This window comes from Aquibacillus albus, from assembly GCF_016908325.1.
Taxonomy (GTDB): Bacteria; Bacillota; Bacilli; order Bacillales; family Amphibacillaceae; genus Aquibacillus_A; species Aquibacillus_A albus.
In genome coordinates, this window is sequence record NZ_JAFBDR010000002.1 from 295,375 (window position 1) to 321,953 (window position 26,579).

Annotated in this window: 25 protein-coding genes; all 25 read right to left on the reverse strand. The window is 36.2% G+C overall.

Features of this window, described 5'->3' with window-relative positions; all coding sequences use genetic code 11:
• Positions 1–117: 117 nt before the first annotated feature.
• Positions 118–1,257: a glycerate kinase gene (locus JOC48_RS03320; protein WP_204497622.1), complete on the reverse strand. Its 1,140-nt coding sequence runs from the start codon at positions 1,255–1,257 to the stop codon at positions 118–120.
• Between the two features lie 353 nt (positions 1,258–1,610).
• Positions 1,611–2,084: an RpiB/LacA/LacB family sugar-phosphate isomerase gene (locus tag JOC48_RS03325; RefSeq protein WP_204497623.1), complete on the reverse strand. Its 474-nt coding sequence runs from the start codon at positions 2,082–2,084 to the stop codon at positions 1,611–1,613.
• 123 nt (positions 2,085–2,207) lie between these two features.
• Positions 2,208–3,215, reverse strand: coding sequence for a LacI family DNA-binding transcriptional regulator (locus JOC48_RS03330; protein WP_204497624.1), 1,008 nt, complete (start codon positions 3,213–3,215; stop codon positions 2,208–2,210).
• Positions 3,216–3,470: 255 nt separating this feature from the next.
• Positions 3,471–4,367, reverse strand: coding sequence for a carbohydrate ABC transporter permease (locus JOC48_RS03335; RefSeq protein WP_338024222.1), 897 nt, complete (start codon positions 4,365–4,367; stop codon positions 3,471–3,473).
• A gap of 15 nt (positions 4,368–4,382) precedes the next feature.
• Positions 4,383–5,273: a carbohydrate ABC transporter permease gene (locus tag JOC48_RS03340; protein ID WP_239584157.1), complete on the reverse strand. Its 891-nt coding sequence runs from the start codon at positions 5,271–5,273 to the stop codon at positions 4,383–4,385.
• Positions 5,274–5,339: 66 nt separating this feature from the next.
• Positions 5,340–6,680 carry an ABC transporter substrate-binding protein gene (locus JOC48_RS03345; RefSeq protein WP_204497625.1) on the reverse strand — a complete coding sequence of 447 codons (1,341 nt, stop codon included), beginning with the start codon at positions 6,678–6,680 and terminating at the stop codon, positions 5,340–5,342.
• Between the two features lie 148 nt (positions 6,681–6,828).
• Positions 6,829–7,686: an NAD(P)-dependent oxidoreductase gene (locus JOC48_RS03350; protein WP_204497626.1), complete on the reverse strand. Its 858-nt coding sequence runs from the start codon at positions 7,684–7,686 to the stop codon at positions 6,829–6,831.
• A 143-nt stretch (positions 7,687–7,829) separates the two neighbouring features.
• Positions 7,830–8,525, reverse strand: coding sequence for an RraA family protein (locus tag JOC48_RS03355; RefSeq protein ID WP_204497627.1), 696 nt, complete (start codon positions 8,523–8,525; stop codon positions 7,830–7,832).
• A 377-nt stretch (positions 8,526–8,902) separates the two neighbouring features.
• Complete coding sequence (locus JOC48_RS03360) at positions 8,903–9,865, reverse strand: 2-hydroxyacid dehydrogenase (RefSeq protein ID WP_204497628.1); 963 nt, start codon at positions 9,863–9,865, stop codon at positions 8,903–8,905.
• Positions 9,866–9,901: 36 nt separating this feature from the next.
• Complete coding sequence (locus JOC48_RS03365) at positions 9,902–11,398, reverse strand: aldehyde dehydrogenase family protein (RefSeq protein ID WP_204497629.1); 1,497 nt, start codon at positions 11,396–11,398, stop codon at positions 9,902–9,904.
• A 30-nt stretch (positions 11,399–11,428) separates the two neighbouring features.
• Positions 11,429–12,598 (reverse strand): iron-containing alcohol dehydrogenase, encoded by a 1,170-nt coding sequence (locus tag JOC48_RS03370; protein WP_204497630.1) that lies wholly within the window; start codon positions 12,596–12,598, stop codon positions 11,429–11,431.
• A 14-nt stretch (positions 12,599–12,612) separates the two neighbouring features.
• Positions 12,613–13,692, reverse strand: a complete 1,080-nt coding sequence (locus JOC48_RS03375; RefSeq protein WP_204497631.1) for an Ldh family oxidoreductase — start codon at positions 13,690–13,692, stop codon at positions 12,613–12,615.
• Positions 13,693–14,367 carry an RraA family protein gene (locus JOC48_RS03380; RefSeq protein ID WP_204497632.1) on the reverse strand — a complete coding sequence of 225 codons (675 nt, stop codon included), beginning with the start codon at positions 14,365–14,367 and terminating at the stop codon, positions 13,693–13,695. It abuts the gene before it with no gap.
• Between the two features lie 439 nt (positions 14,368–14,806).
• Entirely contained in the window at positions 14,807–15,511 is a 705-nt protein-coding gene (locus JOC48_RS03385) for a YesL family protein (RefSeq protein ID WP_204497633.1), read from the reverse strand.
• A gap of 588 nt (positions 15,512–16,099) precedes the next feature.
• The gene (locus JOC48_RS03390; RefSeq protein ID WP_204497634.1) at positions 16,100–16,801 is read right to left on the reverse strand and encodes an RraA family protein; all 702 of its coding nucleotides are present in this window, start codon (positions 16,799–16,801) and stop codon (positions 16,100–16,102) included.
• A 69-nt stretch (positions 16,802–16,870) separates the two neighbouring features.
• The gene (locus JOC48_RS03395; RefSeq protein WP_204497635.1) at positions 16,871–18,232 is read right to left on the reverse strand and encodes an ABC transporter substrate-binding protein; all 1,362 of its coding nucleotides are present in this window, start codon (positions 18,230–18,232) and stop codon (positions 16,871–16,873) included.
• 1,102 nt (positions 18,233–19,334) lie between these two features.
• Positions 19,335–20,069: a hypothetical protein gene (locus JOC48_RS03400; protein ID WP_204497636.1), complete on the reverse strand. Its 735-nt coding sequence runs from the start codon at positions 20,067–20,069 to the stop codon at positions 19,335–19,337.
• Between the two features lie 144 nt (positions 20,070–20,213).
• Complete coding sequence (locus tag JOC48_RS03405; RefSeq protein ID WP_204497637.1) at positions 20,214–20,507, reverse strand: Dabb family protein; 294 nt, start codon at positions 20,505–20,507, stop codon at positions 20,214–20,216.
• 333 nt (positions 20,508–20,840) lie between these two features.
• Positions 20,841–20,975 carry a hypothetical protein gene (locus JOC48_RS21460; protein WP_275580693.1) on the reverse strand — a complete coding sequence of 45 codons (135 nt, stop codon included), beginning with the start codon at positions 20,973–20,975 and terminating at the stop codon, positions 20,841–20,843.
• A 191-nt stretch (positions 20,976–21,166) separates the two neighbouring features.
• Entirely contained in the window at positions 21,167–22,432 is a 1,266-nt protein-coding gene (locus JOC48_RS03410) for an MFS transporter (RefSeq protein WP_204497638.1), read from the reverse strand.
• A gap of 35 nt (positions 22,433–22,467) precedes the next feature.
• Positions 22,468–23,697: an MFS transporter gene (locus JOC48_RS03415; protein WP_204497639.1), complete on the reverse strand. Its 1,230-nt coding sequence runs from the start codon at positions 23,695–23,697 to the stop codon at positions 22,468–22,470.
• Positions 23,698–23,909: 212 nt separating this feature from the next.
• The gene (locus JOC48_RS03420; protein ID WP_204497640.1) at positions 23,910–24,572 is read right to left on the reverse strand and encodes a cysteine hydrolase family protein; all 663 of its coding nucleotides are present in this window, start codon (positions 24,570–24,572) and stop codon (positions 23,910–23,912) included.
• A 33-nt stretch (positions 24,573–24,605) separates the two neighbouring features.
• Entirely contained in the window at positions 24,606–25,256 is a 651-nt protein-coding gene (locus JOC48_RS03425) for a cysteine hydrolase family protein (RefSeq protein ID WP_204497641.1), read from the reverse strand.
• A 47-nt stretch (positions 25,257–25,303) separates the two neighbouring features.
• Positions 25,304–25,945, reverse strand: coding sequence for a cysteine hydrolase family protein (locus JOC48_RS03430; protein WP_204497642.1), 642 nt, complete (start codon positions 25,943–25,945; stop codon positions 25,304–25,306).
• 24 nt (positions 25,946–25,969) lie between these two features.
• Positions 25,970–26,509, reverse strand: a complete 540-nt coding sequence (locus JOC48_RS03435; protein ID WP_204497643.1) for a cysteine hydrolase family protein — start codon at positions 26,507–26,509, stop codon at positions 25,970–25,972.
• Positions 26,510–26,579 lie beyond the last annotated feature (70 nt).

A 26,579-nucleotide genomic window follows, 5' to 3' on the forward strand; every position in this document is an offset into this window, starting at 1 on the left:
ATTTTTAAAGTTTGGTTTGATGCGGCTATTAAAAAAAGAAAAACCCTGCAGAGGTTTCACTCCACAGAGTTGTTCCATGTCACTCAACAAATTCTGAGGTGTCATTGTGACTTTACCTTAACTATTCTTATAATTTCTAATGACCCTCATAAATGATTCTGTACGTTCTTCTACCCATTTGGGTGCTTCATCCATCGCCTCCTCAAGAGAGCAAGGTTTAGGAACAATGGAAAATGCAGATAAAAGTCCTAGGTCATCTAGCTTTGTAAAATCAAGCTCAATTCCTCCACAAAGGGCAATAATTGGTATTTGATATTTTTTTGTAACTTTATTTACACCTGCAATTACTTTTCCAGATAAGGTTTGCTCATCAAGTTTCCCCTCACCTGTAATTACAAGATCCGCACCTTTTATTTTTTCCTCAAATTTTATTCCTTCCATTACTACATCTATACCAGACCTAACTTCAGCATCTAGAAAGGTAACAAGTGCCGCTCCCATACCACCTGCTGCACCGCCACCGATGATTGGGCGCATGTCGACACCTTCTTGTTTGTATACAATATCAGAAAAATGGTTTATTGCCTTATCAAGATGAGAAACCATATCAGGAGAAGCTCCTTTTTGCGGTCCAAAAATTGCAGATGCACCCTTGGGGCCACATAATACATTAGTGACATCACTCGCAATTTGAAAGGATGCTTCTGTTAGCCTTGGATCAAGATTTGTTTTGTCATAATTTACTAAATCAATAAGGTGTCCCCCTCCCTCCGGAAGAGGAACTCCATCTTTTCCAAATAGTTCCATGCCTAGTGCCTTTAACATTCCTGCACCACTATCATTCGTCGCACTACCACCTAAGCCAATAACAAATTGTCGATAGCCATCATTTAAGGCGTGCTTTATTAACTCACCTGTACCAAAGCTTGATGCGATGAAAGGATCTCTTTTTTCTGGCTCAACAAGCGTTAGACCTGAAGCTTCGGCCATCTCGATAACAATTGTTTTTTGATCGCCAAGGATACCGTATGATGCATTCACTTCATTGCCAAGAGGGCCTTTTACCATCACGCTTCGCATAGTTCCACCGGTGGAAAGTACCATGTTTTCCATAGTACCTTCGCCACCATCAGCTAAAGGTATTTTTTCAATCGATGCATTGGGAAAAACGCGGAGTATACCATTGGAAACTGCTGAACAAAATTCTATTGCTGAAATTGAACCTTTAAACGAATCCGGAGATATGACAACCTTCAATTTAAATCCTCCTTTTTTCTATGTGTAAAAATCTAATAACATAGATATCCTAAAACTATCGTTAAAATTGTCAATACAATAAGGAAAACGCTTTCATAACCCGTCACACATAATGTACATACTTGAATTATAACGAATGTTGTTTATGACAATAAATTTTGATAATTTTTTAACTCCATCTATTTGACAACGATACAACCATCAAACTATTAACTTATGTAATAAAAAAATTTCAACTCATAATCGCTAAATAACTACCAATTACCAATCAATAAAGGACCGATTTTAAGAATCAGCCCTTGCAATTACTTGTACTTAGAAATAACTAATGTTAATTAAGGAACGTTAAGAAATTAATTATCTTGTTTTTTCAGTTCTTTCATCGTTTCTCGTTCCATTTCCTCGAGCTTTTTGACACGTCTGCGGAAATGTTCCTCTGTATTAAAGGTTGCATTGAGAAATGTGTGTATTAAATCTTCAACGAGCCAAGAACCAACAATCTGCGCTCCAATACACATCATATTTACGTTATCATGTTCCACTGACTGGTGTGCAGAATGAACGTCATGGCACACAGCTGCTCGTATCCCTGGTATTTTATTGGCCGCAATTGCTGCACCAACACCAGTTCCACAAAACATAATTCCGCGATCATATTTCCCTGATCGGACTTCATCACATACTTGGCGTGCAATATCCGGAAAATCTACAGGTTCTGTAGAATTACAACCGAAATCATCCAATTCATAACCCATTTTTTCCATTATTGGCTTCATCAAAACTTTTAATTCATAACCACAATGATCACTGCCAATTGCTATTTTCATAAAATACCTCCAACCATTGATGTTTGTCTACAACTAACTTTAATGAGACATCATATAAATGGAATTACCTTTTAGTTTCAATATTTATCTGTTATTCTGATAACCTATTTATAGCAAATAACCTTAAGGTTTACTGGATGATTTACGCACGATGAGATCTGGTTGTAATATTACTTTGTTTGGATCAAATTTTTTACTTTGAATCGTATCAATTAATAATTTAGCGGAAACTTTTCCTAAATCATAGGCTGGTTGACGCACAGTCGTAAGTGAAGGGTCCAAATGTTTAGCCCAATCCGTCTCATCATAGCTTACGATTGCAATTTCTTCCGGAATTTTTAAATTCATTTCTTTTAAGACCTCAAATATCTCCAAGGTAATTACATTGTTTGTCGAAAAAATACCGTCAATATCTGGGTTTTCTTCTACAAAACGAATAATTGATTCCTTCACTGAGATTTCCTCTTTATCAATTTCTACAATTTTAAAATTACTCGATGAATATCCATTCGCTAGTAGTGCCGCACGATATCCTTCTAACCTCTCCTGCCACGTACTTACATATTTATTCTTATAGGCAAAAGCAGCAACATGTTTTCTCCCATTTTTCAAGAGATGATCAACTGCCATAAAAGCTCCTCTTATATTATCGACCACTACATTATGTGCATGTAAGTCATTAACTTTACGGTTAATAACTACCATTGGAAATTTTATTTCTACCAACTCATTATATAATTTGGTATTTAGAGCTGTCGGATTAATTACAATCCCATCAACTTGCCTCATTTGAAACTCTCGTATATATTCTTCCTCTAATTCTGGATCGTCTCCTGAACTACAGATCATTATATTATAGCCAAGTTCACGGCAAGTATCCTCTACACCTTCTAACACGGTAGCCCAGAATGTGTTTTTAAAGCTAGATAAAACAATTCCAATCACATTTGTTCTCATCGACTTGAGACCCTTTGCTAGTGAATTGGGACGATATTTAAGTTCTTCTATGGCTTCAAGTACTCTCTTTTTAGTTTCTTCCGTATTATGATTAAAGTTTCCATTTAATATCCTGGAAACCGTTGTTTTAGATACTCCAGCTTTATTTGCTACATCTCCAATAGTTACTTTCAAACAAACCACCATTTTTCTATAATTTATAAGTTTGGAAAACGTTACACAGAATTTATTATAACTGAATAAATTGATTTTTACGAATAAAAAAAGTTTAGTAATAATGATTCTAGATATTGGTTATACCGGAATAAATCAGTAAACAGTTTCGTATCAAATATATTGTGTCTTTCTCTTTTATAAATGAAACTCTCCCTTTTTAACAAAAAGGAGAGTACATAACATAGAAGAGAAATATCAAGGAATTGAGTAACCTTAACCTTTTAAACCTCCGGTAGCGATTCCTTCTATTAAATATTTTTGGAAGAATATAAATACTGTAAATAACGGAACTAATGAAAGGGTAGACATGGCAAACATCGCTCCCCATGAGTTTTGACCCATTGCATCTAAGAACATTCTTAACCCAAGCGCTACTGTGTACTTATTAATATCACTTAAATATAGAAGCTGTCCGAAGAAATCATTCCAAGTCCAAATAAATGTAAAAATCATCGTTGTTATAACAGCTGGCAATGCAAGCGGTAGGATTAGTTTCCAATACATTCGTATCGGTCCACACCCATCAATCTCTGCAGCTTGCATTAACTCTCCTGGAATCCCTCGAATAAACTGAACCATTAAGAAAATAAAGAAACCTTCGACTGCTAAGAATTTCGGGATAATTAATGGCCAATACGTATTAACCATGTCTATTTCATTAAAAAGAATATATTGAGGAATGACTGTAACGTGAAACGGTAACATTAAAGTCATTAACATAAGCGCAAACAATATTTTTTTAAAGGCAAAATCTAGTTTGGCAAACGCGTATGCTGCCATGGATCCAGATAACACGTTACCTATCATTGCCATTGTCACTAGAAAGATAGAATTTAAAAAGAACTTTCCAAAACTGACACCTGATAGACCGGCCCAACCTTGTATATAATTATCCCATGTAAACGTTTCCGGCCAAAATGATGGGTTTGTAAAAATTTCTTCATCTGGTTTAAAAGAACTACTTACCATCCATATTAGCGGATAAAGCATAAGAATTCCTAAAGCAATAATAATTAGATGTTTTATCGGCGTACTTACTCGTACTTTACTTGTTTTCGTTTTAGTTTTTCTATTAATTTTAGCACTCATACTAACTTTTTGTGTCTCCACAGTATCACCTCTCTTCTATTCTTGGTAATATACCCATTTCTTTGCTGAAGCAAAAACAAGAGCTGTTATAATAGCTATAGCGAATAGCAATATCCAAGCCATCGCTGAGGCATATCCCATTTGGAAATGTGTAAAACCTTTTTGATAAAGATAAAGTGTATAAAATAACGTTGAATTTAATGGTCCCCCAGTACCTCCACTAACAATGTATGCTTGTGTAAAGGCTTGGAAAGAAGCAATAATTTGCATGATTAAGTTGAAAAATATAATTGGTGATAGCATAGGAATGGTAATGCTAATAAACTGTTTCATTTTGTTTGCACCATCAATTCTTGCAGCCTCATAAAGATCAACTGGTATTTGTTGTAAACCAGCTAAGAAAATTACCATCGGCGCACCAAACTGCCAAACGGTTAAAACAACTAAGGTATAAAGGGCAGTGTCAGGAGTAGCAATCCAGTTCATTCCTTCTATACCTACTAGTGACAATGCATGGTTTACCAAACCATCTCCACCAAAGAGTTGTCGCCATAAGATTGCTATGGCAACACTACCTCCAAATAATGAAGGAACATAATAGGCTGCACGATAAACCTTTAAACCACTAATTCCTTTGTTTAATAATAGGGCAATTGCTAACGCAAATGAAAGTTGAAGCGGAACCCCGAGAAATACAAATATTGCAGTAACTTTTACACTTGCCAACCATTTTCTATCATCAAACATGTCTCCATAGTTTTCAAAGCCAACCCACTGTGGCGCGGTGAACATGTCATAATTTGTAAAGGATAAATATAGTGAGGCAGCCATAGGAATTGCAGTCAAACAGAGTAATCCTATTAACCAGGGTGATAAAAAGAGATAGCCGAGCCAGTTTTTCTGCCAAATACTTTTAATTGTTTGCAATGATTATCCTCCTATCTCTAACTTTGAATGGAGAGTAACAAGATGTACTCTCCATTCAATTTTTAATTATTTCAAAATACTTTCAGCTTGATCAAAGAAGTCCTCTGCTGCTTCTTCTACAGTCATTTCGTTAAACTGAACAGCAGTAGCATTATCAGAAAACACTTGCTCTAACTCCGATACTCCTTTAGGAGAGTATGGTGCTGGACGTGCATTATCTACAGTATTTTCAATAAATTCAACCGCTCTGGTTTGCGCTGGCTCTAGTAATGGCTTAACAAACTCAGACATTTCAGAGTTACCTGGTGCACCTTGTTCTACTTTAAACACCTCTAACGAATCCTTTGTATTCACAAAGAAGTCGATGAATTTTGCCGCTTCTTCTGGGTGTTCTGAATCTTTGGTAATACTTAAATAAGCACCTTCAATGAATTCTCCACTTTCTCCACCTTGAAGACTTGGTATTCGAACCATTTGGATCTCACCTTCATCAAACTGTTCTTGATATAAATGAATTTGATTTGCAGGAATCTGGTATAGTGCCGATTGGCCAGTTGTAAATAAATTTTGCTCTAAAGGAGCGCCTTCAAATTCCGTTTGTGTTGCTCCGTCTGGAATCAAGCCATCTTCACGCCATTCTTTCCACATAGCCCACCATTCAACTAAGTCTTCTTTTTCAAAACCAATTTGTCCATCTTCAGTAAATAAATCTTTCCCTTTTTGTCTTACAAAGTAACGGAAGTTCGGTTGTAGTTGTCCGCCACTCATATCAGAAGTACCATAAACTTCACCATTTGTAGCTTCATTTACTTGTCGAGAAATATCTTCTAAATCTTGATAAGTCCAGTTATGATCTGGGTACTCAATTCCAAGTTCATCAAATAAAGCAGTGTTATACGCATAACCTGACATTGTAATACCTTGTGCTACCATAATAATGTCTTCACCAATTTTTCCACTATCTACTACCGATTGTGGGAACTTGCTAAGATCAAGGTTTCCAGAATCCACTAAATCATTAAGGCTAAGTAAAGCACCTCTTCTTGCATAATCAGATACATAAAACTGGTGCATACCTACAATATCTGGAGCGTTACCACCAGCGGTTTGTGTTGTTAGCTTATCCCAATAATCTGTCCAACCACCAAATTCTCTTTTAACTGTTATGTTTGGATTTTGTTCTTCGAATCTATCTGCAATTTCGTTATAAATTTCATGACGTGCTGTGTCACCCCACCACGTGAAACGAATTTCTACTTGTTCCTCTTCGGATTCACCTGATGATTCACCTGCATTTTCTCCACTGTTTTCATTGCCATTCGCTTGTTCTTCATCATCACCACAAGCTGTAACGACTAACATAACAAGCGCTAAAAGTAATCCCATCCAAAAGTGCTTTTTATTCATTGTTGTTACTCTCCTTTTATAGATAATAGTTATATTTTTAATAAGCTATTTGTAAGTGCTTTCATATTAAGTTTTAAGTTAGTCCTTTTGTTTTTAAAAGGACTAACCTAAAATCCCCTTTTAACTTATACTGGAATTTTTGGTAGCATTAATCTAAAATATATTTACTTATTGCTGCAAAATCTTGTTCACCATATTCGCGTTGTGCTAACTTATAAAGTTGCAATGCTAATGAACCTATTGGAAGAACATTACTTGTTCCTTCTTCCACAGCAATCTGAACATCTTTTCTCATTAAATTTAATTTGAATCCTGGTTCAAAGTTTTTGTCTACCAACGTATCAAGTTTATTCATGAACATCCAAGACATACCTGAACTATTGCCTATTACTTCCCTCAACGAATTCGTATCTACATCTAGCTTTTCAGCTAAACTGACTGCTTCAGCTGATGCCACCATATGAATACCAGCTAACATTTGGTTAATCGCTTTAATTGCATTGCCTGCACCGATCGGACCGACCAAGTAAACATGCTTCGCCATCGCATCGATCACATCTCTAGCAGCATCTAGTACTTCTTGGTCTCCTCCAGTCATAACTGTTAGTGCACCGTTTTCAGCACCTGCTGTTCCACCACTAACTGGTGCATCCAGCACACGGATTCCCTTCTCTTGATACACCTCGTTAAGCTTCTTGATTGCTTCCGGTGATCCTGAAGTCATTTCAATTAAGATTGCGTCAGATGAAAATGCATTTAGCACATCTTCTGATAGTAATACTGATTCCAATTGCTTATCTTCAGGTAAAATGCTTACTACCACATCACTATTGGAAACAACCTCAGCCACAGATGAATGCTCAATAGCACCCTCACCTTTTAAAATTTTTACCGGTTCTTGATTTCTATGAGCTGACACATGTAATTCAAAACCATTTTTCAAAACATTTTGTGCCATTGGTAGCCCCATTGCTCCAAGTCCGATAAAGCCAACACGTTTTGCCATTTCTAGCATTCCTCCTATTACAATTAAATACGAGTCTGAAAACCCATTCTCATCACAAGTTAACTATTTAATAATGTATTAAAAAAGAAGGGTTTGTAGGTTACTAGACTTCCATCTAATAACCTACTTTTGGATTACTAGATTTATTTTACAGTTTCGTCTAGTTCCCAACCTAGCTTTTCATAAAGCTTTGCTCTACCTTTTTTATCACCAGACAGTTCCTGGTGTGCGTATTTCGCAACTTCTTTAGCTACTTTACTAGGTACTACAACTACACCGTCACCATCTGCAACAACAACATCGTTAGGGTAAATAGCTACACCACCGATTGCAACAGGGATATCTTTTTCATAGTAACGGATACGTGTTTGATCCATTCCTTGCGAAATAAATTTCGACCAAACTGGAATTCCTTGCATGATACACTCATCTGTATCTCTAACTCCGCCACCGTTTGTTAAGTATCCTCTAGCACCTTTCGATTTAAAATCAAGTGTGTTATTTGATCCTAAAATACCAACGTCTTGACCAGCTACATCCATAACGATAAAGTCACCTTCTTGGATATCATTTTTCCACTCATCGTTACAAATTTCACTGTAATAATATTTAACCCACTCTGTGTACTCATCTCCAGTTACCATTGGTACCGGCCCTTCATATGGTAAGTAACGAGCAGTTCTAGCAATACCTACTACCGCCGTGCGGAATAATGGCTTGATACTGTGATCGACTGTTCCATACCCATGATAACCAACCCAGTCTAACCCGTCGCGAACATCTGTTACACGTAAATCTTTGTATAGCTCCAAAATTTCTTCTCTGTTAAACTCTGACATAAATCATTTCCCCTTTTTTTAAAATTTAAATTTTATTAAACTTAAGAAGTTGAAATCCCTTCCATTTAATTATAATGTTAGGCAACACCCCCTTAAGTTATAAGAACTAGAACGTTAACTTGCTCCATTAACTCCTCTAGGACCTACATTAAACTTCGGCGCTATAAGATAAATTTAAGCGAAAAAGATAACGCCTTCATTTTTCCGAAAAATCAAAATTTAATGTATTCCAACTATCTTGTTGTTTACTATCTTATTCTAGTTGAAGTTTTGGTAAATCCACTTTTGGGAAAAGTGTTTTGGAAACCGATTTACCATTAATTAAAATTTACTATATTTAGAATGTTCTGTCAACAGAAAATTGAATTTAATTTTGTTTAGACAACAACGCATTCTGGTTCTTCGTTTTTCAATGATTTGATCAAGTTATCAGCAGCAACTTCAGCCATTTTTAACCTCGTTTTAATGCTTGCGCTGCCGATATGAGGGATCGCTACTACGTTATCCAGGCTTAACAATGGATGATCAACGGAAACTGGTTCGTTTTCAAACACATCAAGCCCAGCACCCCATATTTTATTGCTTATTAAAGCAGCATATAAAGCTTGTTCGTCAACGATGCCACCTCGTGCTGTATTAATTAAAATAGCAGTGTCCTTCATTAAATCGAATTCTCTTTTTGAAATTAGTTTATCGGTTTCCTTAGTGTAAGGAACCATAACACATACAAAATCAGAATTTTTTAATAAATGGTCCATTTCCACATATTTAACATCCAGTTCTTCTTCAAGTTTAGAAACCCTTTTCCTGTTATGATAAATCACATTCATATCAAACCCTAATGCGCGTTTGGCCACAGCTGATCCTATTCTCCCCATGCCAATAATACCTAACGTAGCTCCATGTATGTCTTGACCTGTTAACTGCATCGGAGACCACGTTTTCCATTTTCCTTCTTTTAAATAAGAGGAAGCTTCAACTATACGGCGTGATGTTGCCATTAATAAAGCAAATGTTAAGTCAGCTGTTGTCTCTGTTAACACTCCTGGCGTATTTGTGACTGTTATACCTAATTTTTTAGCTGCATCAATATCAATGTTGTTGTAGCCAACAGCCATGTTACTAACCACTTTTAAATGGGGTGCAGTCTCTAGCAATTCTTCGTCAATTGTTTCAGTTAAAAGGCAGAATAGCCCATCCACATCCTTAATCTTTTCCATTAAGATATCTCTTGGAACAGGTACTTCCTCTTCTTCCCACATAGATACTTCACAAAATTCTTCCATTTTTGCAACAATTTCTTGATTAATCTTTCTAGTTATAAAAACCTTAGGCTTCATCGATTATCCTCCTTTCCATCGTAGATTACTCATTTATTAATACTGAAAATATACCGATTTTAGTTCTGTAAAAAATTCAATATTAGATTTTCCTATCGAGAACGAACCAAAACCGGATTGTTTTGTTCCCCCGAATGGTAAATGCGCTGCACTAGATGTCCCGTGATTTACGTGAACCATACCAGATTCAATCATGTCTGCAAAAACGTATGCCGATGATAGATCTTTCGTGAAAATAGATGCTGCTAAACCATATTCAACATCATTAGCTACTTCATAAGCTTCTTCCACTGTTTGAACCGCATTCACCGTTAATACAGGTCCAAACACTTCTTCTTTGGCAATTCTCATATGTGACTGCACTTGATCAAATAGCGCTGGCACCATGTACGAACCTTCAGCATATTTCCCTTCTGTTAGTAGCTCTCCTCCATGCAATAGGCGAGCGCCTTCGTCTTGAGCGATTTGAATATATTCTTGTACGGATTCTAATTGTTTTTGATTTACTAACGGTCCCATTGTTGCTCCGTCTTCCCATGCTGGTCCTACTTGAATATTTTTTACCTCTTTTAGCAAAGCATCAACAAGTTCTTGTTTTTTATCTTCTAAAACGACCACACGGCTGATGGCAGTACAACGTTGACCACTACAAGCAAATGCAGCACCTACAATTTGTTTAGCGACAGACTCCACATCATCATAGTCCAATACTACTGCCGGATTTTTACCTCCTAATTCAAGTTGCGTTTTCGCCAGTCGTTTAGCCGCCAATTCATTAATAGTTATTCCTAGATTTGTAGAACCAGTGAAACTAATTCCTTTGACATCTTTGTGATTGATTAAAGGATCTCCAACTTCAGATCCACTACCTACAACTAAGTTAACTACCCCTTTTGGAACACCCGCTTCTTTTAAAAGCTCCATAATTTTAACGGACGTCCATGGTGTTGCAGAAGCAGGCTTATATACAACCGTACATCCATAAGCAAGCGCTGGTGCTATTTTTCTAACCGGTGTAACAACAGGGAAGTTCCACGGTGCGATTTCAGCTACTACTCCAATTGGCTTTCTTACGGTTGAATTCCAAACACTTTGTCTTTCTGCTGGAAGTGTCTGACCTTCGATACGGAAGGATTCACCAGCACAGAATCTTGTTTCCTTAGCTGCACGTAGCACTTCACCCTTTGATTCAGCGAGTACTTTCCCTTGCTCTGCCGATAACATAAAGGCAAGTTCATCTGCGTTTTTTTCTAACAAGTCAGCAAAGCGATATAGAATAGCACCTCGGTCTGGACCAGGAACCTTAGCCCACGTCTTAAATGCTTCGTTTGCTGCTTGAACTGCTAGATTTACATCTTCTTTAGTAGATTGCTGAAATGATGCTAATAATTGATTGTTTTTAGCAGCATTATAAATGGGATAAGTTTGACCACTATCACTTTCTACCCATTCACCGTTTATGAAATTTCCATACGATTTCCCAGCATTTGTTTCCAACCACTCTAGCATATCCGTATTCGTTGCAACTGCCATTACCGTTCACTCCTTCTTAAAATTTTTGGTTTATTCTCCAGCCATAACTGAACGACAAATATTCTTAAAGTCTTCAACTGTTGGCTTTACTGGATTTACAGGAACATTACCAGATTGCATTGCTTCCTCTGCAATGAAACCAAGATGCTCTTCTTTTACACCAAAATCAGAAAGTGTTTGTGTAATACCTACATCTTCCTTCAACTGACGAACAGCGATAACACTTCGTTCAGCTGCTTCTCGCTTCGTTAATCCATCAATGTTCTCACCGAAAATTCTAGCTATCTCCACAAATTTATCCATATTACCTCTAATATTAAATTGCATGACTTCTGGTAACAATATCGCATTAACTACACCATGTGGAATTTTGAAATGTGCTCCTAACGGAATTGCTAAAGCGTGAGCCAACCCTAGACGAGTAGAATTAAAGGCCATAGCAGCTAACGTACTAGCTAAGAGCATATCATGACGTGCATCAAGATTCTCTCCTTGCACGACTGCAAGTTTCAAACTCTTTGAAACGAGTTTCATCGATTGAATAGATAAGCCTTCAGATATTGGTTGTGTCACTTTATTAACATAGGATTCTAGCGCGTGTGTTAACGCATCCATGCCTGTTGCAGCAGTAATATGCGGTGGTAAAGATGTTGTTAATTCTGGATCACATAGTGCGATTGTTGGACAATTATACATACTTCCCACACTTAATTTAGCTTTTGCTTCTTTATCCGAAAGAACAGAGAATCTAGTAATCTCACTTCCTGTTCCAGCTGTCGTTGGAATAGCTATAACCGGTGCACCTGGTCCAGGTACTTTATCAAGGCCGACATAGTCTCTTATGTCTCCACCATTTCCTAATAAAAGTCCAACTGATTTCGCCGTATCTAGAGAACTTCCACCACCAACTCCAATAACGATGTCACAATTATTTTCTTTCGCCAACTGGTAAGCACTATCTACTGATTCAATCGTTGCTTCTGTCCCTACATCCGTAAAGGTTAAAAATTCTATATCACTTTTTTCTAATGGTGCTTCAACTTTTCCAACAATACCAGCCTCTAATACACCTGGATCACCTATAATAATCGCCTTAGAACTATTCAATTGCTCTACATGTTTTGGCAATGTATGAACATATCCATTTCCGAACTCTATCGTAGTTGGTATTTCATAACGAAAATTTTCACTGACTAACATAAATGAATACCCTCCTATTTGACATTTTGCTTTTGAAAACTTGCATCTTCTAAACTTAAACCATATCGTTTTCCAATTTCATTAAGCTCTTCTGCAACCTTTTGTGGTAATTCAATACCATTCTCTTTTAATTCCAACTCTCGACGACTTTCGATTTCGCCAGGTATTAAAATTTCTTCAACACCATCTGCCTTCGGCTCTGACTTTATATCTTCAATATACATATCCATCCGTTGTTTAAATGTCTTCAGTTGCATAAACCGATTGATATCAATCGCTATAAAGGAATGTCCGACATTTTGTGGATCTTCCCAGTTTTCATACATGTTGTTAACATATTTACCAAACCCAGCACCGGTAAGTACACCAGATAATATATCGATAAACATCGAAATCGCATAACCTTTAGGTCCAGCCAGTGGTAGAACTGACCCTTCCAGCGCTTCCTCTGCGTCTGTTGTCGGATTCCCATTTTTATCCACGGCCCATCCAATAGGAATGCTCTCACCTTTTTGAGCAGCGACAATAATTTTCCCTCTTGCAACCAGACTGGTAGCCATATCAAGCACAAATGGATCAGAATTACCAGCAGGAACTCCCACAGCTATTGGATTTGTTCCAAGGAATGGTCTAACTCCACCTGTTGGCGGCATGGTTTGCGATGCATTGGAAACGACTAATAGAATCATATTTTGTTCAATCGCTTTCAAAGCATAATATGCCCCAGTACCAAAATGATTGGAACCTTTGACACCGACTAACGATATCCCTTGATCCTTCGCCTTTGATAAAGCTATCTTAAGTGCTTCACTTCCTACAACAGAGCCAAAGTTATTGTTTCCATTCACTAATGCAGTCACATCATTCTCTTTTTCAATTGAAATGTCTGCATCAGGATTAATCATTGATTCTTCTATTCTTTTTAGGTAAATAGCAGTTCGTACAACACCGTGGGATGCTACACCTCTTAAATCAGCTTGAATTAATGATTCAGCAACTACTTTGGCTTTTTCCTTTTCTACTCCAGCTTCAACAAAAACGTCTGTGCAAAACTGTTGAAGCTTCTGCCAATCGAACTTCGTAGGTAGGCCCATTTAGAATTCACACCCTTTATCTTTGAGGGTTTGATCGACCCAACTTCTATCAACCGTTCCTTCTTTAATTGATTTAAAAATCTCTTCCTCTTTCTTTGCTTGCGCTTTCACTTTAGATAAAATTTCCTCAGCATCTTCATAATTTACCACTACTACTCCATCTTCATCTCCTAGAATTAAATCTCCAGGGTTTACTACCATTCCTCCAATGGAAACAGGAACATTTATTTCTCCCGGACCATCTTTATAGGGGCCTCTGTGTGTTACCCCTTTTGCATATACTGGAAAGTCGCCTTCCATAAACGCTAAAGAGTCACGAATCGAGCCATTAATTACATACCCAGCGATACCTTGCTTCTTTGATAGTTCAAGCATAATTTCTCCAATGATTGCGTTCGTCAAATCTCCACCAGCATCCACCACAAGGACATCACCTGGTTCTGCAATATCAATGGCTTTATGTACCATTAAATTATCACCAGGTCTCGTTTTCACAGTAAGGGCAACACCTGTTAACTTCCCAGTCTTATGAAAAGGCTTTAATTCAGGCCCCGCCGCAAAGAGCCTGTTGATATTATCACTAACGTGTGGTGTTACTGCATCTCTGAACTCATTTACAATCGATTCACTTACTTTTCTTTTTCTTTCAAGTACTCGAAATCCGATATTACTCATTTTAAATTCCCTCCCCTTTCACCGTATGCTAACATTTCTTAATTTTCTAATTTCAGTAATCGTTTTCATTTTTCCTTTTATTTCGGAAATAAGCGTAATACTGAAACCAAATAACTCTTAGTCTATCACCTGTTAAAATAAAGTTGAAATGTCTCCATCTCTTTTCACAACAGCTTTTAGACCGATCGTGAAACATAAAAAGAATAATCGAAATTTTTTAGGAAACCGATTTCTAAATTAAGATTACCAAACCCTTTTTTTAATGTCAATAACATTCTGACATTTTTATTTATTTGGATTATACATTTCTAACTTACAACATGAGATCTATATTGAAGATGTGGCCCTAAAGTGTAGCGCACGAAGAATTAGGGCCTATAATGGATGGAATAGATAGATTTATCACCACGTAACGTATTCTATTTAATAAAGTTTCCAATTAGGCTTGCTGTTGTTGTTTTAAAGCTTCCACTTTTAAATACATAGTGTAATATGCTGAAAATGAAATGAACGCAATGACAGAACCCATAAAGAAGGGTATTAAAAAGGTTGCATGTGTAAAGCTAACGTAAACTAATGCCCCATTAAAAAGACTAATAAGAATACTTAATAGAGGGCTACCGATAGTAATTAACACGGCATTTTTAAAAGATGCGGAAAGTTTCGTATCATAGTGAACACTATTAGAAATCGTGTGTACTGTGAATACACTTAATAACAATGCAAATATAACTAATACAATCGTTAATGATTGGTTCACATGGACAGTAAAATAATAATAATCTATTGCATAGATGAACCATAAGATTCCTAAAATCAAGCCCATCAGGATGCTTCTCTTATAATTTTCTTTATAATATTTCCAATAAGACTTTACAATTGAAATCTCTTTATCTCCCATCACCCATCGTCGCACAACAGCAAACATAGCAGTTGTCGCTGGAAAAAATACAAAAGGTGAAAGAGCAACAATCGTGATACCAACTGCAATTAGTTGACCCACCGTTTCTGCCACTAATAGATTTAAAACCATAAAAACAATCGGAATATTAAACACAATCCATAATAAGTTAGTAATTGTTAGTTTCGTAATCCAATCGGTAATCCAATAGATCCCCTTCATCAAACCATTAAATTGCATCATATAGATCCCCCTGTAAAAATTATCTTTCTCTTTCAATTTATTTAATACGTCTATATATATACCTGAATGCTACTCTTTTAACTCAATGCAATGAAAATTTTTATGCTAGTAATTTGAAAAAAATTACTAAAAACAACTTATTGAAAACGTTATCACAATTATAATGTTAGTCCATCATTAAAAAAATTACAAGAAATTAATCTAAATATCGACAAAAGTATACAAATCCTATTTTAATTTCTTACTGCTACTTTCTATTAAACGATACATTATTGACAGAACAACGGCTACTAGAGGTGTAAATGACTTTAGATAAATAACTATACCATTAGTTTAGAAATCCATTTCCACTCTAAAAATAGGGGGTATTTAGATAACTATTGAAATGTGTGTAGAGAAATCATTATTAAACTCCCAATTTATATAAACGACGCTTCATTCTCTCTCTTTATCGTGTCGTTTGAACTATATACCTAGTTATGAAATGACATATAAAATGGGCTACCTTCCCTTCGTTACACGTAAGGAAAGGTAGCCCGTTTTTTCGGCTTATGTTATTTTACTAATAACTTTACCTTATTATATTAATCAACGTACGCTATCATCTAGCTCCCAACGTAGATCCTTATAGATTGCTCTTCTTCCTTCTTTATCAGCTTCCATTTCTTGATGTGCATATTTTGCTACATCAAATGCTAGTTTGCTAGGAACAACAATCACACCATCGCCATCCGCTACAACAATATCACCTGGGTACACGACAACTCCACCGATATTAACCGGAACATCATTGGCTTCAAATCTGATTCGCCCTTGATTCATTTTTTGAGATATCGACTTGGACCAAAAAGGTACTTGGTTTAAAATTAATTCATCTGTATCACGCACGCCACCATTTGTAACAAATCCACGTGCACCCTTGCTGTACATAGCTAGTGAGTTATTTGAACCTTGGATCCCTACGTCTACACCGCTTTGATCGATGACAACAAAATCACCATCTTCAATGTTCTTGTTTCCCGGGTTATAGCTAATATTTTTATAATACCAAGCCACCCATTCTGTATATTCTTCAGGAGGCATGTTGGGAACCGATTCCTCATAAGGAACATAACGGGAAGTTTTCGCAATACCAACAGCCTTCGTTCTAAATAGCGGACGAATGTCTGCTGAAACCGTTCCGTAATGATGCATCATATTCCAATCCATACCATCTCGAACATCTGCTACTCTAAGATCCTTATAGAGATCTAATAGTTCTTTTCTTTCCTCTTTTGTCCAATGTTTCATGCTCAAATCCTCCAATTTAATGTTAAATAATCAACCACACTATCTCAGCTGACCAATTATTTTTGATTTTTATTCTAAAATACTTTCTGCATTTCGGATAAATTCGTCAACTGCGTCTTCAATCGACATTTCTCCAAATGCAATAGAGTATGAAGTATCCATGAACGCTTGCTCTATCTCTGACATACCTTTTGGTGGGTATGGTGCTGATTCTGCAATTGGAAGCGTTTCACTTAAATAGTCAAGTGTTCTTTGTTGAGCAGGACCTAGTAAAGGCTTAACCAATTCTACAATCTTCGTTGAACCTGGAGAACCTTGTTCCAATTTAAATACTTTCCCCGCTTCTTCAGCGTTAACAAAGTGATTGATAAACATTGCAGCCTCTTCCGGGTGTTCAGAACCTTCCGTGATACTTAAATAAGCACCTTCAATAAACTCCCCATTTTCTCCACCAGACATCGTCGGCTGGCGAACCATTCTTACTTCACCTTCGTCAAACTGTTGCTGATATAGGTGAATTTGGTTGGCTGGAATACCACCAATACCAATTTTCTGCTCTACAATTAAACTTTGTTCAAGAGGAACTTCAAAATATTCCGAAGTGGTAGCTGCATCAGGTATTGCTCCTTTCTGACGAAGCTCATCCCACATCTCATACCATTCGATCATATCTTCCCGATCAAATCCTAATTGTCCATCTTCAGTAAATAATAATTTACCTTTTTGACGTACAAAGTACTTAAAGTTAGGCGTTAATTGGTTACTTAAATCAGCCGAACCCCAGAATCCTTCTTCATCACTTGCTTCTGTCAATTCAATCGCTTTATTTTTAAAATCATCCCATGTCCAATTCATATCTGGGTATTCAACACCCAACTTATCAAAAACTGCGGTGTTAAACATTTGACCTGACATCGTTACACCCTGGGCAACCATGACAGTATCTCCTCCCAATTTCCCACTATCAACTACGGATTGCGGAAAATCATCAACATTAATAACTCCGGAGTCAATATATGGAGCCAAATCAATTAGTGCACCTCTTCGTGCGTAATCGGATACATACTCTTGGTGCATACCAACAATATCCGGAGCATTTCCTCCAGCAACTTGAGTTGTCAACTTATCCCAATAATCATTCCATCCGCCAAATTCTCTTTTAACTGTGATGTGGGGGTGTTTTTCTTCAAACTGATCTGCAATTTCATTGTAGATTTCATGTCTCGCAGTATCTCCCCACCACGTAAAACGAATCTCTACTTCTTCTTTATCTGACTCACCTTCTGTTTCATTCTCAGTACTATCAGTAGTATCTGTATTACTATCATCACTACCACTAGCTGCATCTTCTGTACCAGATTCACCCGCATTACAACCAACTAAGACCAAGAACAAAATTAATGAAAAGAATGAAACGATTACCTTATTCATAAGTAAAAAACCTCCCCTTTTTCCTTTTAGCTTTTTAACTTACTATGTTGCTGTCTCTGGATTTTTGCTATCCCTTTAAACATACTACACCTATACACCCCCTTATATGTAAGCGTTTTCTTTTTTGAGTTAATCTATATTTAATTTCATTAACTCCAACGTTAATCTGAAGTATCAAGTAAGTCTTCTCTCGATAGTAGTGAGTTTTTATGTATTTGATTCCAATGATTTATATTTTTTATATTAAGTTAATCATTATAATCCTTTGAAAAGTACGCTACAATCTCTAACGAAATCGTTTTCTTTATTTTGGTAATTAAATTTTTCAATAGTAAATATTCGAAATGAAATCAATAAAATAACATTTATTTGAATAGTACTTACAACAATGGTTGCTTAAAATATCATTATTGTAAATTCATAGGGGTAACGTATAATTCTGAACTGAATTTTACTGAAGTGTTATCTGTGGTGGGTATAAAATATAATAGATTCATGCAATTACAATACTTGTTAATGTAATTAAAATAGTTATTGCACTTCGATAAACGAACAAAAATTACTTTAATTTCTCCAACACTTCTTGTAACCGGTTTAGGAAATCGATTACCAAGAAGGTATATAGAAAACGCTTTCAAAGCGTTTGTTTAAAATTAATTATTTAACTTTGTTACACTGAGAATAATAACCTTATTTTTTTGACTTGTCAATATATTTTTAAAATTTTTTTATATGAAATTCCTCTGTTCATTAATGAGCATTTAAAATCCGTAATGATCATAAAAGCGATACGATTGATGTCATGATTGATTGCGAGGTCTTCAAAAAAGCCGATTAAAACGACAATAAACAAGCAACTAGATTATTTATTCCCTAATGAAGTTTTTTAAAAAGATTATGTCCCCTCTATAGTTATACAGGGAACATTAATCATTAAGAGTCTACACCAAGAGATATTCCTGAACGCCCCTTAAATAACCGTAAAAAGTATGGTGCAGTGAGTCCGATAAGCTCTGCTATTTCAGAAATAGTATAACGAAACAACTCGAAAAGTGTTCTATTTCTATAGAGATTCGACATAATTAAACATTCCAACCTGTAGTTAAGGTAATTGAACAACATAATTACTAGTTACTTTTAAATCCGGTGGTGATGAAGCAAGCTTTAACAAAGCATCTGATTGTTCGATTCGTCGAAAAGTTTCTACGATATAGTCTTTCGAATGTAAAAATTTACGTTTATTTATCAGTTCTTCTCTTTCCTGATTAGATACATTTTCTGACCTTTTTAATGAATCAACAACAAACTTTTCGATTTTTGAGCTAGCTTTGATTGTCACATCAGCTTGATTAACACGTCCAGTCGTGGAATATGCCAGAACACTCACAATTCTATTTTGTGCACTGCTAACGGTTTCACGTAGGAAAGTTGCTGGTGTGGGATTAATATCTTCAACGATAAGTCTAGTAATCCCTCTATCATTTATTGCTTCTAAAATTTGTTCAGGGTTGTCCTCTACAACAACCTCTTTATGCCCAGGCCATATATCCAATGGCGCATGGTTCATATGGTGATTTCCTACATGGAAGATGAAATAATCAGGATAAATCCGCAGTCTTTCAGAATTGTTTTCTAGTTTTGAGCGGTAGAAATCGTAGAATTTTGTCACAGCAGCCAATAGAATGGTGCTAGCACCAATTCCACCTCCATCACACCGAACTACAATTCCGATTCGATCTGTTTCATTAAACCCAAGAAATACATCTGTTAGTGAAGACTTCTTATCGTCAATCATAATAGTAAAATCCTGTGAATTTATAACATTTGTTGTATGCATACTGAAATCCTCCTGTAACTGCAAGCTCTCTTATTCATATTTATTACTTTTATTACACAGGGAGCTATGCATTATTCCATGTGGCTGGTTAGACTTGCTTGATCCTTAGCCCCCCTCTAGCATAGAAAACCCTTACAATTAAAACTAGATTTCAATATCAACTACAATTCCATCTAACCTTCCTGATTCCCGGATAAAAGCGGAGCATTTATGATGCTCAGGATTTTCTTCATAAGCATCAAGTGCATCCATATCCTCAAATCGTACAGTTAACACAACTTGATAGCCTTGGTTTCGGTCTGAAATATTTAGACCTGCTTGCAAATCTACCACTCCAGTCAAATGCTTGCGTAGTGACTTGAATCTCTCAACCACCTGTTGTAATTGATCTTCTGTTGTACTCTCTTCAAACTTTAAAAGTATACTTCTATCAATCATCTGAACCCCTCATTTCTAATTATTTATATAACAATGTCATAGAGTTAAATAATATACATCCATGTAGTCGGATAAAATTAATATTCCCTCCCGTCTTTTCTAATAAATTAATTTTACTAGAATCTATGGAAGTTGAAAATGGATACTTGGTGTTAATCAGCATTTTGAAACAAAAGAAACAAGAGTATATTAAATCCTGATTCTTTTGTTCATTCCCTTTTAGTCGTTCCAGTCTAGTCAAATTACTTTTAGCTGATGCCAAAAGCATTAATCTTAAAAATTCATTACATTTGTTGTCCGAAAAATTTTGAGTTAACCACTGTGACCATACCTTTAAACTTTCAGGTCTTCACTATTTTTCGTTTCATTTGCTTTTGGGTGTACCTTTGCATTGATGATGTCCTTCATCGAATTAATTCTAAACAAATGATCGACGTTCATTGAAAGTGCAGCAACTATGGATATCATTAATACCCCCATATACAATAATATTTTCGCAATTTTAAAGAATATGTGCGGTAGATGCATTTAGAAAAATAAGCAAATAGAAAGTCCACCACTTTTTAAGTGATGAACTTAATTTTAAACTTAATTCGTTTATTTAGCCTTGATTTTTTGTTCACAAATTATAACACTACCGAAATACAAAACAATATTAGTTATTTTACATGTAACTTCTCCCCATTTATCAATTGTTTACGCTCTTCCGTTTGCTCATTTATGAAAATAATTACAATATTTGCAAGTATAACAACAACAATCATGGAATAAAACACATAAAGCATACCAAATGTGTCTGCAATAACACCTCCAATTAATGGAAAAGTTGATGCACCTAATCCTTGAACACTAAACAATATGCTTATAGTCGTTCCTCCCATTTTATCCGGTGTAATTTCCATTAACCATGCTTGTATAACAGGTCGCATAGCATAGAGGAAAAAGCCGATTGCTGCTATTCCAAAAATAAATAGATTGGGATTTTGTAATAAAACTAATACGATAAGCAATAAAATGGTCATGATCATACTAAACACAACTACTTTCTTTCTACCAACTTTATCTGAATAAAAACCTGCTAATGGTGCGGCTACAAAGCCAGCGGCCTGCATGATTGCTAATGCAACTCCAACTAAAGCCATGGATAACCCTAATTCATTCGCTAAATACAGTGGGACGAAAACTACTAAGCCATTCTGTGCCATCGTTCGAAAGGCAGAACTTGAAGAAAGGAGGATCATCTCCTTGTTTTTAAACAACTCCTTTAGGTCTCCAAAATAGTTCTTTATCTTGGTTTGAAGTGGAATTTCAAGTCCATTATTACCTTCGTCTTGATTCTCACTTTGAATCTTTAAATCTCGTAGACAAATTACGATTATAACTCCCATAATTAGACCTGGTATGACATTAATAATTACTACTTCTCGCCATGTGAGCCAAGTTAATAAAAAACCTACCACTAATGGTGCGATTGCATCACCAGCGTTAGATCCCATACCATGTACAGATAAAGCAAATCCCTTTTTGTTTGAGTAGATATGGGAAAGCGTAGGAATAGAACTTGGATGCCATAACATATTTCCTACTCCCACTAAGGAAATACATAATAGAACGAGCCAAAAATGATTACTTAATCCCATGATTAGATAAGGAAAACCAACCCAAAATAAAGCAATTGCCATTAGCAATCCTTTATGACTAACAAGATCAGCTACCATTCCACCTGGTAGATTTACTATAGAACTTGTTACTGCTTTAAAGGTTAGTAATAAACCAATTTCTGTATAACTAAGTCCTAATTCATTTCCAAGCAGTGGAAGAATTAAATAGAAGGTTGCTGGATACCAATGCGTTAACGCATGCCCTGTTGAAATAAGCCATAATGGTTTGTTTGATCTTTTACTTATATTATCCATGTTTTCCATATGATAGCTTCCTCTCTACAATATATGAATAAGATTTATCTATGAAAGGCTTGAGTTCTCTGCTGATTTTGTAATCTTAACTCATTTCGCTTATTAATCGTAAGTCCCAGATAGCACAATGACAAGGAACAAATGGCTATCAAAAAGATCAAACTATAAACGGCAGGAACTCCTTGCCATGAGATGACCATTCCAGTAAGTATAGGTCCTAATGTTGCACCAATACTTCTCGTAAAAAATACAACGGACAGAGCTGTTCCTCTTATATGAGCAAACCACTGTATAGCAATTGCTGCTACCATTGGAAATGTTAAACCTAAGGAAATACCATTCACATACAATAAAACAATGATTGTCATTACCATCCAACTGAGTGGAAAGAAAAACAATGGAAGTAATATTAATCCTGAAGCAATCATCATAGCTGACAATCCTAAAACTAAAATTTTCTCTCTAGAAAACCGTGACAGCAGTAGCCTTGAAATATTTGTACCGGTAAATACACCTAATGGTATTGCCATAAATACAAATCCAGTCCAATCATCATGGATAGATAAGTAATCTGTAAATAAAAACCCTATATTAATATGAAAGCTTTGAATAGCAAAAGCGACACCTGCGCCAGCCAAGCAGATTGAAATCAAGCCAAAATGCTGAACAGATTTGACCGCTTGACGAAGAGAAAAGCTTTCTACGGAAATACTTTCGGTAAATGACAAGTTTTTGTACAATAATAAAACGACAATGATTGACCAAATAGCTAAAAACAAGAATACGTATCTCCAGTCTAAAAACAAACGCATAACTGCTCCAATAGCAGGTCCTGAAGCTGCCCCGATGCTAAAATACATTTGAAAAACCGTTAAGGCTTTGTCTCGCTTTGTTCCTTTATACATGTCTGCAATCAATGCATTTCCACAAATACTTCCTGCTGCAACACTTAAACCTTGAAGTAACCGAAGAAGGATAATTAACTCTACGGTATGAGCGAAAAATATACCTAAACTAGCTAAGCCCGATATGCTTAAACCAATTAAAAGAACATTCTTAGCTGGATAACGGTCAACAATTGGCCCATAAACTAATTGCGCTAGTGCCTGAGCAATTGTAAATCCAGCAACCATGAGAGAGATTTCAAAGTTAGTAGCATGAAGCTCATCTCTAATCAAAATAATACTGGGAATAAAAATTAGTTGGGATAAAGTAGCCAACATCCCTCCAGAGGCTAAGAAGTGTACATTCATTCTTTTTCTTTTTTCATCCATAATTAAGACCTTCTGTCCTTAAAATTTATAACAAAGCGTAACGCTATATAGACATCATTCACATTAAAAAGGCTGTACTTACTTTATTGAAATTTTTGATGAATATTCGTTGAGGAATTACATTAGTATATTAGTCGAAAAAAAGTGAGGATGATAGAAAATTTATTTTAAGAATTGTAGAACATAGATTTCAGCAAGTACAACCCCAATGATTAAGTAGTCAACAATTTACTATTTTCTTTTATCTCGCTAACTATTTGATTCGTGGGCGAAACTTGGCAAAATGTAGACGCTAGATTTATCAGTGTTACTTGTTGATTTAGTTCCGCACTCACTGGCCCCCAGCCCATGTCTGGTTTGTCACCTGCTGCTGTTCCATCACTTAAAAAGATAACTTTGTATTCTCTTTCTACAGCTTGTCTAGCTGTTGTCTCGCAACATATATTAGTAAGCGTACCTGAGATGATAATGGTGTCAATGTCTTTACCACGTAAAATCGTATCAAGATCTGTTCCAGTAAATCCACCAAAAAAAGGCTTATCGACAATGATATCATCGACTTCTGGTGTTAAAGAATTGATGATTTCTACATTCCAACTTCCATTTTGAAGCATTTGATCAATATTTGGTACAATATCCTTCATGCGCCCTGTATCGGTTCCGTCACCTTGTACAACATGTCTTAAGTAAATAATTGGCACGCCAGCTTGCTTAGCAACTTTTGTTAAGTCTTGAATCTTCGGAACAATTTTTTTTGTTGCTTCTACAAATATCGTACCATCTGGATGGGCAAATACATTTTGCATATCTACCACAACGACAGCAGATCGCTTTAAATTAATGGCAAACTTGATTGGTTTTTTTGTTATAGCCATCGTATTCACTTCCTTTTCTACTAAATACATCCATCATTTCGCCGGTGTTTCTACCATTAGATTGTTTTCTTTTTCCATTTTTTCAAACGCTAAACATACTTCTTCACTATCGGCTACCCAGCCAAAAGTGCGTTTTACTGTATCAACAGTTGATTCATGAACCGCTTTTGAGGCTGCAGCAGAGCAATCACTTAAAAGTACGACGTGAAAGTCCAGCATATAACCGTCTCGAAGTGTTGACTCTACACATACATTGGTTGCCACTCCAGTAATGAATAATGTTTCACAGCCTAGTGTTCTAAGCTTTAATTCCAGGTCCGTCCCGATAAAAGCACTATAGCGGTGTTTAATTATTTCTATGTCCTGATTTGTTGGTCTAACACCAAAATATTCTGTCCCCCATGTGCCTGTCACACAAGTAGCATGGGTTTTTCCTTTCCTACGAGATAACCATACTTTTGAATCAGTCGTTTCATCGTGGGTGGTTTTGATAAAGAATACGAGTATATTAGCCATGTGAGCATAATCTATTAGTTTTTGTGTATGGAATACAATTTCCTCACATTTACTTACATCTCCACCATTCAAAGATAATGCTCCATCTGGATGGCAAAAATCATTTTGCATATCCACCACAATAACGGCACTTTTTTTCAAATCAACAATCTCAGTCCAATTCGGCAATGAACATTCTCCTTCCCTTTTATACATATTGGTAGTCAAAAAGGCGGTTAACTAGTCACTGTTTTAACTTCACTTCTTTCCTCAAGTGCAGTGCAAATTTCCTCACTATCTGAAATCCAACCAAAATGACGCTCCACATTATAAAGAGTTGCATCATAAGCATCACTAGTAGCTAAATTATTTGCTGTGCAGTCCTTAACTAATATCGTATGAAAATCTAGCATAAACCCGTGTCGAAGTGTGGATTCTACACAAGTACTTGTAGCTACACCTGTCATTAATAGCGACTCACACCCCATTGCTCTTAGTCTTAATTCTAAATCTGTTCGTATAAACGCACTGTACCGATGTTTTACAATGACTATATCCTTATCTGTTGGTTGAACTCCATAAAACTTAGCACCCCATGAACCTGTTTCACAGTATTTCTTCTTATGTTGTTTTTTCCTCCACATCGATACCTTTGAATTAGTCGTTTGATCATGGTTATTTCCTACGAAAAAAACTGGTATATCAGAAGCGTGTGCATATTCTATTAAGTTTTTTAGTCTCGGCACAAATTCCTGTGGACCAGATACATCTCCACCATTTATTGCAGCTGCCCCCCTTTCATGGCAAAAGTCATTTTGCACATCAATAATGACAAGGGCACTCTTAGATAAATCAACATGATCCTTCCAATCAGACATTTCTTCCCCTCCAATTTAAAAGTACTAAGATAAGATAGCTTTTTTCTCCCTTTTCTCCTTCATTTCATCAATAATTTGATCAGTAGGAGAAACTTGGCAGAACAGAGTGGCTAAGGTAGTTAAAGCAACACGATGATTTTCTTCTGCACTTACCGGTCCCCAACCCATATCAGGTTTATCACCAGCTGCTGTTCCATCACTTAAAAAGATAACCTTGTACTCTTTCTCATGAGCTTGGCGAGCTGTTGTCTCACAACAAACATTCGTCACTGTTCCACAAATAATAATTGTCTCGACCCCCATTCCTCGAAGCAATACATCCAAATCAGTACCACTAAAACCGCCAAAATAAGGTTTATCAACAATTACATCATCTTCATCTGGAACAATCTGATCAATAAGCTCCACATTCCAACTACCATATTTCAAACGTTCATTTCCACCACCGCGTCGAACGTGGCGTAAGTATATAACTGGCATGCCGGACTGTTTGGCTGTTTTCGTTAATTCTTGAATCTTCCCAATAATGTTGACAGTGTCAGCGTATAATGGTAAATAAGTCAACCACCATTTTTAAGTAAAAAAGACCGACCTTAACTAAAACTCTTAAAATCGCTTTTTAAAAAGTTCATCT

Excerpts from the sequence above, each read along its gene's own strand:
- JOC48_RS03390 (WP_204497634.1), bottom strand. The coding sequence starts at position 16,801 with ATGAAACATTGGACAAAAGAGGAAAGAAAAGAACTATTAGATCTCTAT.
- JOC48_RS21460 (WP_275580693.1), bottom strand. The coding sequence starts at position 20,975 with ATGATATCCATAGTTGCTGCACTTTCAATGAACGTCGATCATTTGTTT.
- JOC48_RS03365 (WP_204497629.1), bottom strand. The coding sequence starts at position 11,398 with ATGGCAGTTGCAACGAATACGGATATGCTAGAGTGGTTGGAAACAAAT.
- JOC48_RS03360 (WP_204497628.1), bottom strand. The coding sequence starts at position 9,865 with ATGAAGCCTAAGGTTTTTATAACTAGAAAGATTAATCAAGAAATTGTT.
- JOC48_RS03400 (WP_204497636.1), bottom strand. The coding sequence starts at position 20,069 with ATGCATACAACAAATGTTATAAATTCACAGGATTTTACTATTATGATT.
- JOC48_RS03355 (WP_204497627.1), bottom strand. The coding sequence starts at position 8,525 with ATGTCAGAGTTTAACAGAGAAGAAATTTTGGAGCTATACAAAGATTTA.
- JOC48_RS03380 (WP_204497632.1), bottom strand. The coding sequence starts at position 14,367 with ATGAGTAATATCGGATTTCGAGTACTTGAAAGAAAAAGAAAAGTAAGT.
- JOC48_RS03395 (WP_204497635.1), bottom strand. The coding sequence starts at position 18,232 with ATGAATAAGGTAATCGTTTCATTCTTTTCATTAATTTTGTTCTTGGTC.
- JOC48_RS03375 (WP_204497631.1), bottom strand. The coding sequence starts at position 13,692 with ATGGGCCTACCTACGAAGTTCGATTGGCAGAAGCTTCAACAGTTTTGC.
- JOC48_RS03405 (WP_204497637.1), bottom strand. The coding sequence starts at position 20,507 with ATGATTGATAGAAGTATACTTTTAAAGTTTGAAGAGAGTACAACAGAA.
- JOC48_RS03430 (WP_204497642.1), bottom strand. The coding sequence starts at position 25,945 with ATGTCTGATTGGAAGGATCATGTTGATTTATCTAAGAGTGCCCTTGTC.
- JOC48_RS03420 (WP_204497640.1), bottom strand. The coding sequence starts at position 24,572 with ATGGCTATAACAAAAAAACCAATCAAGTTTGCCATTAATTTAAAGCGA.
- JOC48_RS03415 (WP_204497639.1), bottom strand. The coding sequence starts at position 23,697 with ATGGATGAAAAAAGAAAAAGAATGAATGTACACTTCTTAGCCTCTGGA.
- JOC48_RS03350 (WP_204497626.1), bottom strand. The coding sequence starts at position 7,686 with ATGGCAAAACGTGTTGGCTTTATCGGACTTGGAGCAATGGGGCTACCA.
- JOC48_RS03385 (WP_204497633.1), bottom strand. The coding sequence starts at position 15,511 with ATGATGCAATTTAATGGTTTGATGAAGGGGATCTATTGGATTACCGAT.
- JOC48_RS03370 (WP_204497630.1), bottom strand. The coding sequence starts at position 12,598 with ATGTTAGTCAGTGAAAATTTTCGTTATGAAATACCAACTACGATAGAG.
- JOC48_RS03345 (WP_204497625.1), bottom strand. The coding sequence starts at position 6,680 with ATGAATAAAAAGCACTTTTGGATGGGATTACTTTTAGCGCTTGTTATG.
- JOC48_RS03325 (WP_204497623.1), bottom strand. The coding sequence starts at position 2,084 with ATGAAAATAGCAATTGGCAGTGATCATTGTGGTTATGAATTAAAAGTT.
- JOC48_RS03410 (WP_204497638.1), bottom strand. The coding sequence starts at position 22,432 with ATGGAAAACATGGATAATATAAGTAAAAGATCAAACAAACCATTATGG.